Source organism: Amycolatopsis sp. NBC_01307 (genome assembly GCF_035975215.1).
GTDB lineage: Bacteria > Actinomycetota > Actinomycetes > Mycobacteriales > Pseudonocardiaceae > Amycolatopsis.
In genome coordinates, this window is record NZ_CP108403.1 from 1,634,095 (window position 1) to 1,644,913 (window position 10,819).

At 72.5% G+C, this 10,819-nt stretch carries 5 protein-coding genes and 1 pseudogene; all 6 read left to right on the top strand.

The window, feature by feature from the left end:
- Positions 1-2 precede the first annotated feature (2 nt).
- The gene (locus tag OG439_RS06985; protein WP_247050436.1) at positions 3-245 is read left to right on the top strand and encodes a type VII secretion protein EccB; all 243 of its coding nucleotides are present in this window, start codon (positions 3-5) and stop codon (positions 243-245) included.
- Positions 246-258: 13 nt separating this feature from the next.
- Entirely contained in the window at positions 259-3,618 is a 3,360-nt protein-coding gene (locus tag OG439_RS06990) for a hypothetical protein (RefSeq protein ID WP_326948536.1), read from the top strand.
- Between the two features lie 16 nt (positions 3,619-3,634).
- Positions 3,635-6,673: a right-handed parallel beta-helix repeat-containing protein gene (locus OG439_RS06995; RefSeq protein WP_326948537.1), complete on the top strand. Its 3,039-nt coding sequence runs from the start codon at positions 3,635-3,637 to the stop codon at positions 6,671-6,673.
- 10 nt (positions 6,674-6,683) lie between these two features.
- Complete coding sequence (locus OG439_RS07000) at positions 6,684-7,085, top strand: YbaB/EbfC family nucleoid-associated protein (protein WP_247050442.1); 402 nt, start codon at positions 6,684-6,686, stop codon at positions 7,083-7,085.
- Positions 7,078-7,449 carry a hypothetical protein gene (locus OG439_RS07005; protein ID WP_326948538.1) on the top strand — a complete coding sequence of 124 codons (372 nt, stop codon included), beginning with the start codon at positions 7,078-7,080 and terminating at the stop codon, positions 7,447-7,449. The genes OG439_RS07000 and OG439_RS07005 overlap by 8 nt, the downstream gene beginning before the upstream one ends.
- 28 nt (positions 7,450-7,477) lie before the next feature.
- A pseudogene (locus OG439_RS50015) lies at positions 7,478-7,807 on the top strand (WXG100-like domain-containing protein); the annotation flags it as partial.
- Between the last annotated feature and the right edge of the window lie 3,012 nt (positions 7,808-10,819).

Below are 10,819 nucleotides of genomic sequence, written 5' to 3' on the forward strand. Positions count from 1 at the left end.
CCATGGTGCAGACGCAAAAGGACCACGTCGAGGCGTATTCGTTCCTCATCGGGCGGATGACCTCGGCCCTCGTGCTCGGCGACGCGAGCCACCTCGACGTGCCCGCCAAGCGCACCTGGACCGGCCTGCTGGTCGGCGCGGCGCTGGCGGTGCTGATCGTGCTGGGGTTCTTCGTGTTCGGCCTGATCGCCCACCACACCGGGCACGCCGTCCAGGCGACGCCGCCCCCGGTCCGCCGAGCCTGAAAGGAGCGTCACCATGGATCTCTCGCTGGTGCGCCGCCGCGGCGGCCCGGAAACCGACCTGAACCGGCAGACGGTCGGCAACGCCCTGGTCGTCCACCCCGCCGCCGGGATGACGGAGGAGGCGCAGGCGCTCGCGCTGGGCGTCGCGGCCGACTCCGAGCACGACCTCGTCGTCGTCGACCTGCCGGTGGACTCGCCGATCTCCCTGTGGGAATCGGTGGCGAAGGCGCTGCCGCGGCGTCGTCGTGGAGTGCGTCTTGTCATCGGCGGACGCTCGCGGGAGACGTCGGCGCTGGCCGGGCAGTGGCTGGCCGAGCGGATCGGCCGTCCGGTGCTGGCCCCGGACGGTTCGGTGATCCCGAGCGCGGGCGGCGCCCTGTTCGTCCACAGTGGACGCGGCAGCGGCTGGGTCCGCTTCCAGCCCGGCCGGCCGCCGAAGTGGGAGGCGAAGCGCTTCCCGCGTCCGTCCTGGGACTCGGGCGTCACGGCCGAACTGACGTCGACGAGCTCCCGCGGCGTGGCCGAGCCGCTGCCGGGCGGCCTCTGGATCCGCCCGGTGGGCTTCGACCGCCAGCTCGGCTACCACCGTTCGGCGTTGATCCGCGGGCTGCCGGCGCTGCCGGACACGATGACGATCGTCCTGGGCTGCCCGGGCTGCCCGCCCCTGACGATGGACGACGCGGCCCGCCTGTGGATGCGCCTGCCGGAACCGGTGCGCCACAAGGCCCGCTTCGTCCAGTACGGCCCGATGTCGGTGCCGTCCGGCACGACGCTCGGCCAGTCGCTCGCCGACCTGCTGGGCCGCGAAGTCGGGTTCTACAGTGGACTCCCGATCGGCACCCCGCACGACCTCGACGTCTGGACGGTGCTCTACGACGGCGGTCTCGGCTGGGCGACGTTCGCCCGCGAGCTGGCGTACGTCCCGCAGCAGCCGATGCCCCGCATGCTGGACCACCGCCTGCCGATCGAGGGTTTGAAGGAGATCGAGCCCGCCGTCTACTGGTACTCGCCGGACGCGGTGCTGGAGGTCGTCCAGTCGGGCCTGCTGCTGCGCCCGCCGTCAGCCGGCCCGACGGCCGAGGCGCTGCGCGAGGTCACGCTGGACACGTCGGTGCACAACCTGACGTACGACGTCCCGGAGGAGGGCGCGGACGCGGTGGAGCGCATGCGCCTGCTGGCGGAGGACGTCCTGGCGAGGCTGGACGAGCACACCCGCCGCATCAGCCGCATCCTCCCCGCGGCAGCCCTGCTGGCGGAGCGAGCCCGGGTGACGATCCCGCGACGCGCGATGGCGGAGATCGAAGCCCCCGCGTCGCCCCCGGCCGCCGCAGTCCCCCCGGCGGCGGCCCCGGCCCGAGTGGGCGGAACGTCCCCGGCGGAGGCCCCGCTGTTGACGATCTCGGAGCGCCTGGACCCGGGCGCGGTGATCGCGGCCTCGCTGACCCCGGTGACGATCACGACGGCAGCGCCGCCCCGGATCCCGGCACTGGCTTCGGAGGAGCGAGCAACGGAGGCGGTCAAGGCCCCTGCGCGCACTTCTGCCGGCCCGGCGACCGCCTCGCCCGCCGACGCATCGGCGGTCTCTGCCGGTCCGACGACGATCTCTCCTGTCGCGGACAGGGGTGCCACGACAGTTTCCGACGGCCCGGTCACCCAGCCGCCGCCCGCGGTCACTTCGACAGGTGCGGCCACCCCGTCGCCCGCGGGCACGGGCACCCCGGCAACCGGCGCTGCCAAGCCCGAGTCGTTCACATCGCGTGGCCCGGCAACCCCGCCGCCGGCGGTTCCGCCGATCGGCGTGAATGGCCCGGCGACCCGCGCTCCCGAGGGGCCGGCCACTCCGCCCTCGGCAACTCGGCCCGTCGGCGTGGATGGTCCGGCGATCAGCTCGGCAAGCTCGGTCACCCTGCCGCCCGCTGGCGTGACTGGTCCCGCGACTGGCGCTTCTCGTGGCCCGACTACCCCGCCGTCCGCCGGTGTGGATAGCCCGGCGACCGACTCCGTCTCTGCGATCGACCCGCAGCCCGAAGCCCTGCCTGAGGTCGCCCGACCGGCAGTCACCGACCCCGCGCCCCTTCCGCCGCCAGCGGTTCCTCCCGCTGGTCTCCGCGAGGCTGCGGCCGGTTCCATGGTCTCGAGTGGCCCCGCGACCCTGCCGCCGCCCGCGGTTCCGCCGGCTGGAGTCCTCGGCGGCTCGGCCGCGGATCTTCCCACTGGACAGTCTCCGGCAGCCGCCCTCGGCGGATCCGGTACCACCGCGACCACGCTTCCCACGACTCAGCCTCCCGTGGTCCCGCCGATGGGCGTTCCTGGCGGGCCCGCTGGAGCGGGCAGCTCTGCGACCCCGCCTCCCGCGGTTCCGCCGGCGGGAGTCCCTGGCGGACCCGCCGCAACCGGCGGTCCTGCGACCCCGCCGCCGGCAGTTCCGCCCGCCGGAGTTCTCAGCACCTCGGTCGGCGCAACCGCCACCCCACCCCCCGCTGCCCCGGGCGAAATCCCCCAGGAAGCGGACACTCCCCAGACCCCGCCGTCCGCGGGTTCGCCCCTCGAGGTCGCGGACGGCGGTACCAATCACGCTCGGCTTCAGCCCACCCCCGCCGCCGAGGCGACCGCTCTGCTGCCCAAGCGGGGTGTCGACAAGGAACGTGAGTGGCTTCGGAAGTCGCTCGGCGCCGAGTACGGCCTGATGTCCAACGCCGCCGCGCGGATCCTCTCCGAGCATCCCGGCTTCCAGGGCGCGCTCGCCGCGTCGCCGGCCGATGTGCTCACCGATGCCGTTGCCGTGCAGCTCTACCTCTCGGCCAAGGGCGCGGCCATCGACGCCGGGCTGCGGGCCGGGCGCAACGGGCCGCACGTGCCGATCGCGCGCTGCGTGGTCGCCGGGCTCGGGCGGCTGCCGTCGCACCGGGGGCCCGCGAGCTTCGCGACCAGTCCGACCGCCGGGCAGTGGGCGCTCTACCGGAGCCGGAAAGTGCTCACCGAGTGGGGTTTCCTGCACGCCATGACCACTCCGATGTCCACTTCGGACGGTGACACGGACATCCTCGTCTGGTCGGTCACCGCCCGTCGGACGAAGCTGCTGGAGCCCGCCGAGGGCGTCGCCAACCGCGCGCTCTTCGTGCCCGGCACCAGTTTCAAGGTCCTCGAGATCACCGAGCCCACCGCCACTCAGCGCGGGCTCGTGCTGCTGCGGGAGCTGACCGTGAGCGAGGTGGACGAGACCGGCCGCGTCGCCGCCGACCGGATCTCGCTCGACGAACTGGCGCTCGAGTCGCTGCGGCGCGAACTCGAGGTGTGGGCCGAGACGGACGGCCGCGAACCGATCGCGACGGCGGCCGCCGGGCGGTTCGGCGTCGTGCCGGGGCTGGTGTGAGGGAGAGGCGGAACTGATGAACCGACAGGTGCTCACGGTCGGCGGAGAAGGCGCCTACCCCACGATCGGCGCCGCGCTGGCGCAAGCCCAGAACGGCGCCACGATCACCGTCCACTCCGGACGCTACGAGGAGAACCTCGTCGTCGACCGCATGGTCTCGCTCGTCGCGGAAGGCGACGTCGAAATCGTCGCACGCGAAGGCAGCGTGCTCGTGGCCAACGCCGAAGCCGTCCAGCTGCGCGGCTTCACCCTCACCGGGCAGGACGACAAGCTCGTCGCGGTCGACGTCGTGCGCGGCGAGGCCGCCCTCGACGGCTGCCGCGTCACCGGCGCCTCCTGGGCGACGCTCCTCGCGCGCCTCCAGGGGTCCCTCGCCCTGCGCGGCTGCGCCGTCACCAGCACCGCCGGCGCCGGGATCGTCGTCGCGTCGCCGGCGCAGAGCACCATCGAGGACACCGAAATCACCGGCACCGCGTCATCGGGCGTGGTCGTCGCCGAGGTCGGGTCGGTCGTGCTGCGCCGGTGCGCGGTGCGGCAGCCGAAGGGCAACGGCGTCTGCGTGAACGGCGAGGCCGTCGCGGTCGTCGAGCAGTGCGAGATCACCGGCGCCGAGAAGCCCGCGATGGTCGTCGAACAGCAGGGCCGCGCCACCATCACCGGCCTGACCGTGCGCGACAGCGCGAACGTCGACCTGTACCTCACCAGCGAAGGCCGGGTGTCCGTTGTGGACTCCCGGTTCCTGTCGGCGCCGATGCAGGCCGTGCACGTCGCCGCGTCGGCCGCGCCGGTGCTGCGTGAATGCGTTTTCGCCGGCGCGGAACGCAACGCCGTGCAGGTCACCGGCAACGCGTCGCCGCACTTCGTGGACTGCACGTTCGAGGACTCACCCGTCATCATCCTGGCCGACGGTGAAGCGACGCCGAACTTCGAGCGCGCGACGATCCGGGGCGCGACCCAGACCGGCGTGCTCGTCACCGCCGACGCGAAGGTCCGGATCGCCGGGCTGCGGCTCGCGGGCCACGGCATCGTCCTTTCCGGACAGTCGCGATTGGACCTCACCGACGCGTCCGTCGAAACCGGGCGCGAGATCGCCGTCGAGGTAACCGAATCGTCCTGGCTGACCGGAACCGACCTCCACGTGCGGGGGAGTGGCATCCGCGTCGCCGGCACGGCCGAGCTGCAGGACTGCGAGATCGCCGACGAAATCGTGGTCAAGGCCGGCGCCACGCTCACCGCGTCGCGCTGCCGCGTGCACAACGGCGTCTCGTCCGACGACGGTGCGAACGTGACGCTCACCGAGTGCGAAGTGGACGGTGTGGCGAGCGAACCGGTCCGAGAGATGCCGCAAGCGGAGACCGTCGAGCCGAGCACGAGCGACGCCTCGGGCGAGGTGCTCGACGGCCCGCTCGGCGAGCTGGAGTCGCTGGTCGGCCTGGCCGGGGTGAAGAAGGAGGTCACCGGCCTGATCAACCTCATCCGGATGTCCCAGATGCGGGAGCGGATGGGGCTGCCGATGCCGCCGATGAGCCGGCACCTCGTCTTCGCGGGCCCTCCCGGTACCGGCAAGACGACGGTCGCGCGCCTCTACGGCACGGTCCTGGCGGAGCTGGGCATCCTGTCCAAGGGCCACATGGTCGAGGTCGCGCGGCAGGACCTCGTCGGTCAGTACATCGGCTCGACGGCGATCAAGACCACCGAGGTCGTCGAGAAGGCCATCGGCGGCGTCCTGTTCATCGACGAGGCCTACACGCTGTCGGCGGGCTCCGGCGGCTCCGGGCCGGACTTCGGCCAGGAGGCCATCGACGCGCTGATGAAGATCATGGAGGACCAGCGCGACTCGCTCGTCGTGATCGTCGCGGGTTACTCCGAGCAGATGGACGTCTTCCTCGAGTCCAACCCCGGGCTGGCGTCGCGGTTCACCCGGACCATCGAGTTCCCGAACTACAGCGTCGACGAGCTGGTCACCATCACCACCGGCCTGACCCGCAAGCACTACTACGAGCTGACCGACGACGCGATGACGACACTGCGCGAGTACTTCGAGCGGGTGCCGAAGAACTCGACGTTCGGCAACGGCCGCGTCGCGCGGAAGCTGTTCGAGGCCATGGTGAACAACCAGGCGTCGCGCCTGGCGCTGCAGCCGCCGTCGAAGGACTCGGAGCTCAACCGGCTGACGGCCGAGGACCTGCACGCCGAGCTGGCGAACCTGCCCGCGGCGGCCCAGGCCGCGGTGTCGGTCGGCACCGATCCGGCCGCGGCCGTCGGCGCGGCGACCAGCGTGCACCGGCTGCGCAAGCTCGTCGGCCAGAAGGCCGTGCGGGAGCACGCCGAACGCCTGCTGGTCCGGCTCGGCGGGCTCAAGCACGGCCGTCAGCCGCTCGGCCAGGAAGCCAACGTTGTGCTCAGCGGCGAGCGTGGCTCGGGCCGGGCGGAGTTCGCGCGGCTGTACGCGCGGGGGCTCGCCGAACTCGGCCTGGTCGGCGTCGGGCAGCTCGTCCGGCGCTCGGTCGCGGAGGACCTGATGCCGCGCTGGCCGGGACAGGCCGAACACCTGGTCCGCACCGCGCTGGACGACGCGAGTGGCGGTGTCCTCGTGCTCGACCTGGACGGCGAGTGGGAGTCCACTGTGCACACTCCGGGCCACGAAGTCCTTGAAGCACTGGCGGAAGCGGTCGGACGACGGCCCGCCGATCCGGTCGTCGTGCTGACCGCCGAACCGCGGCGCGTCCGGACGCTGGCCGGGCTGGTGCCGTCGCTGCGCGACCGGTTCCCGGCGGTCTGGGAGCTGGGGAAGTACACAGTGGACGAACTCGGCGAGATCGCCGTCCGGCTGCTGGTCCGCGGCGGTCACGAAGTGCCGGACGCCGTCCGTGACGCGCTGGCGCACGAGCTGGCGGCGGCGTCGGAACGCACGGTGCACGCCGCGCACGAACTCGCCCGCACGCTGTCGGCCACGGCCGCGTCCCGCACGCTGGCGGCGGCCGACCTGCGCGGCGTCCGCCCGCCGGACGTCGAACCCGCGGCGCTCGGGCAGGGTCTGGCTTCGGTCGGCTGAAGGAGGAGTCATGGCATCGCCCTACGAGAAGATGCTGGAGGACGCGCTCGGCGCGTACCAGCGGCAGCGCGAGAACCTCACCGCGACGAAGGAACGGATCGACGAGGCCACCGGCACGGCGACGTCCGCGCGCCGCGAGGTGACCGCGACCGTCGGGCGCACCGGCGAGGTCACCGAGCTGACGTTCCCGACCAGCGCGTACAAGCGGATGGCGCCGGCCGAGCTGGCCGGAGTGATCGTCCGGACCATCGCGCAGGCGCGGCAGCAGGCGATCGACGCGTCGGCCGAACAGCTCGCGCCGATGCTGCCGCCGGGGTTCTCCGCGCGGGACCTGATGGCCGGGAAGGTCGACGTCGAAGCGTTGTTCGCCGCTCGCGTGCCGGGTTTCGAAGGAGGGACCGAGGATGACTGATCAGTTCTTTGTGGACGCCGACGGCCTCGATACGGGCCGCAACGGCTACCGCGAGAAGGCGACCGAACTGGAGGCGCTGATGCAGCGCATCCAAGCCCTCGGCAGCTCCGGGCGCGTCTCCGAGGCGGCGGGTCACGACAAGAACGGCAACGCCTTCGCCCAGACGCACATGAAGGCGGTGGCGGAGATCCGCGACGGCGTCCGGCTGTGGGCGAAGGCCGTCGACGGCACGTCGGACGCGATCCACGATATGGCCGGCTCGTTCCGCGAAGCCGACCAGGGCGCGTTCGACATGGCGCGCGACCTGCAGAAGAACTTCCTGCAGCTGCAGGAAGACGTCTCGAAGCCGCCGGCTTCTTCGTAGTCCGGGGAGGTTACTCGCGATGAGCCTGATGGTGGATCCCAGCCTGAACTGGATCTTCTACATCATCGCGGGTGACGCCTGGCCGCAGGGCGACGAGGACAAGCTGCGCGAGCTGGCCGCGGAGTGGGACCAGGTCGCACGCGACATCGCGGCGGCGGGCCAGGGGTTCAACCAGCTGTCGCAGCACGTGACGGCGAACGTCGGTGGCGACGTCCAGCAGAACTTTTCGGACTTCTCGCGCAACCTGAGCACGTTGGGCGCGGACTACGTCCAGCGCGCACGGGCGCAGGCGGCGTCGCTGCGTGAGCAGGCGCTGAACGTCGAGAACGCCAAGTACGGCATGCTGATCTCGATCGCCGTGACGGCCGCGGAAGTGTTGTGGGCGTTGACGAACCCGTTCACGGCGCCGCTGGTCCCGGAGATCATGGCGGCCGGCCGGACCGCGGTGGTGACGGTGCAGCGCACGCTCGTCCGGCGTCTGACGAGCCTGCTGGCCCGCATCGCCCGGGAGGCGGCGCAGGAAGCGGCCGAAGAGGTCGCGGAAGACATGCTGGCGCAGTTCATCCAGATCGCGCAGGGCAATCGCCACGGGTTCGACTGGAAGTCGATCGGCCAGTCGGCGGCCCTGGGCGCGGTCGGCGGCGCGTTCGCGCACGTGGCGGGCAACGGTCTCGGCAAGGTCGACGGCAAGTTCGGCACGAAGTTCTCGAAGAACGTCTGGGGCGAGGCGGGAAACGAGGCCGCGACGGAGGTGGTGGTCGGCCTGACAGGAGCGGCAGCCTTCGGCGGCGACCTGGACAGCCTGGGCTGGGGCGCGCTGAACGGAGGCTTGAGCGGCGCGGCGACGCACGGGGCCCACCACGCGGGGGAGTCGCTGCACGACAAGCTGACCGGGGGCGGCCCGGGGGCCGAAGGGGCCGGGCCCAAGGACGTCGGGGACGTGGGTTTCGACAAGGGGAACATCGGTCCGATCGACGCACCGCCGGCGCCGGGCTCGGGTTCCGGCGGTGGGTCCGGTTCGGGGAGTGGCGGTCCGGGTTCGGGTGGTCCTGGTTCCGGCGGGGCGGGTGCCGGGACGGGTGGTCCTGGTTCCGGCGGGGCGGGTGCCGGGACCGGAGTTCCGGGCTCAGGCGGGCCGGGTGCAGGGACAGGTGGACCGGGTTCGGGTAGCGGGGGTCCTGGTTCGGTTGGTCCGTCTTCAGGTGGAGTGGGTGCCGGGACGGGGGTTCCGTCTTCAGGTGGAGCGGGTTCCGGGACGGGTGGACTGGGTTCGGGTGGGGTGGGCTCCGGGCCCGGAGGAGCGGGAGCCGGTGCCGGTGGCTCCGCTCCTGGCGGGACGGCTGCCGGAACCGGCGGGCCCGGTTCGGGGGCGCCTGGCACCAGCGGAACGGGGACTGGCTCGGCCGGGACGGGTGCGGCTCCTTCGGGCGGCACGGGAGCCGATACCGGTTTGGGCGGGCCGGGCTCGAGTGGAGCAGGTGTCGGTTCGGATGGGCCCGGTTCGGGGGCGGGCGCGGGTGCAGGTGTCGGCTCCGGCACGCCGGCTCCTGGCGGAGCGGGCGCCGGTCCCGGCTCGGTCGGGTCGAACGGGCCGGGTTCGGCCCCGGGCACGGCGGCTCCTGGCGTCTCTGGTGCAGGTAGCGGCGCACCGGGCACCGAAGGTGCCGGTGTTGGCACAGGTCCCGGTCAGTCCGGTACTGGTGGAGTTGGTTCCGGTCAGCCCGGTTCGACCGGCCTGGGCTCCGGTCAATCCGGTAGCGGTGGTGCTGGTCAGTCCGGTTCGGGCGGGATCGGCTCTGGGTCTGGTCAGCCAGGTTCGACCGGTGCGGGTTCGGGTCAGCTCGGTTCGGCTGGCGCGGGTTCTGGTCAGCCCGGCGCGAGTGGGGCCGGCGCCAGCCCGGGTCAGGCCGGTTCGGGTGGGATCGGCTCCGGTCCAGGTGGATCCGGTTCGGTCGGATTCGGGCAGGGTGCGGGCGGGTCCGGTTCCGGCGTCGGCACGAGTGGTTCGGGTGTGGGAACCGGAACGGGCTCGACGGGTACCGGTGCCGCGGCGGGCGGTTCTGGGCCGTCCGAGGGTGTGGGCTCGCCCGGTTCCGGCACCTCGACGGGCGGCCCGGGCTCGACCGGAGTGGTGGGCTCCGGCACGGGCGTCCCGTCGGCGCCGGGCGGTTCCGGCCCGGGTACGGAAGGTGCGGTCGAGCAGGGTGCGACCGCACCTTCCCAAGGTCCCGCCGTCGGTTCGGCCGGGAGCCAGGGGCCGGGCACCGGCTCCGTGGGCACCAGTCCGGCGAGCCAAGGTCCCGGTACGACGGGCACCGGCTCGACGGGCCAAGCAACCGGTGCCGGCCAGAACACGGGCACCAGCACAAACGGTTCGGCGAACCCGGTCACGGGCAACCCGTCCGGCCTGGGCCCGAACGGCTCCAGCGCTGTGACGCCTGTCGAAGCCCCGGGCAGCACCGGTGGCAGTGGCTCGCAACACCAGAACGGCCCTTCGAGCACGGCACCGCAGACGGCCACCGGCCCGGGTGCCACGGGGCCGAGCACGTCCGCCGGTACCGGAGCGGCCCCGTCGGGATCCGGTGCCACGACTCCGGCAACCAGCGGCAACTCGGGTATCACCGCTCCCGGTTCCGGCCCGGGTGCGAACAGCGCAGGCACGAACTCGCCGGCCACGGGCAACTCGGGTATCACCGCTCCCGGTAGCAACCCAGACGACAACAGCGCAGGTATGAACCCGCCGACCACGGGCAGCTCGAGCTACGGTGCTCCCGGTTCCGGATTGGGTACGAGTGGCACCGGCACGAACCTGTCCGCGACCGATGATTCACGTTTCGGTGCTCCGGGTACGAGTGGTACCGGCACCAACTTTTCCGCGAACGGCAACTCGAATTTCAGTGCTCCCGGTACCGGGAGCACCGGCACGAACTCCTCCGCCACGGGCAGCCCGGGGAGCAACGTTTCCAGTACGACATCAAACCCGCCGGGAGCCGGCTCGCCCGGAACCGCGGTGAACAACACCGCGGGCGGCAATCCCGCACCCGGTCCTTCGAACGGGCGCTCGAACCCCACCGAAAGTGGACTGCCGGGACTCACCCCGCCGGACGCTCATTCCTCCACACCCGCGCCGCCGTCGGTGGCGGGAAGCGTCGGCGGGGTGGCTGCGACAGGCTCGCCGACGCCGGGCCCCACATCAAGCCTTCAGCAGCCGAACACCGGACTGGCGACCGACGGCGCTTCCGCGGCCAACGCCCACCCGACCCCCGATGTCGGAGCTGCCGAGGTCGGTCCCGGGTCTGGGACGGCCCAGACCAGCTCCGAGCCGACTACGGGAACCGGGCCGGTCAAGAGCAGCCCCGACCCGTCAATC

What these genes read in the sequence shown, in the direction of transcription:
- OG439_RS06990 (WP_326948536.1), top strand. Translation starts at nt 259, where the DNA reads ATGGATCTCTCGCTGGTGCGCCGCCGCGGCGGCCCGGAAACCGACCTG.
- OG439_RS07000 (WP_247050442.1), top strand. Translation starts at nt 6,684, where the DNA reads ATGGCATCGCCCTACGAGAAGATGCTGGAGGACGCGCTCGGCGCGTAC.
- OG439_RS06985 (WP_247050436.1), top strand. Translation starts at nt 3, where the DNA reads ATGGTGCAGACGCAAAAGGACCACGTCGAGGCGTATTCGTTCCTCATC.
- OG439_RS06995 (WP_326948537.1), top strand. Translation starts at nt 3,635, where the DNA reads ATGAACCGACAGGTGCTCACGGTCGGCGGAGAAGGCGCCTACCCCACG.
- OG439_RS07005 (WP_326948538.1), top strand. Translation starts at nt 7,078, where the DNA reads ATGACTGATCAGTTCTTTGTGGACGCCGACGGCCTCGATACGGGCCGC.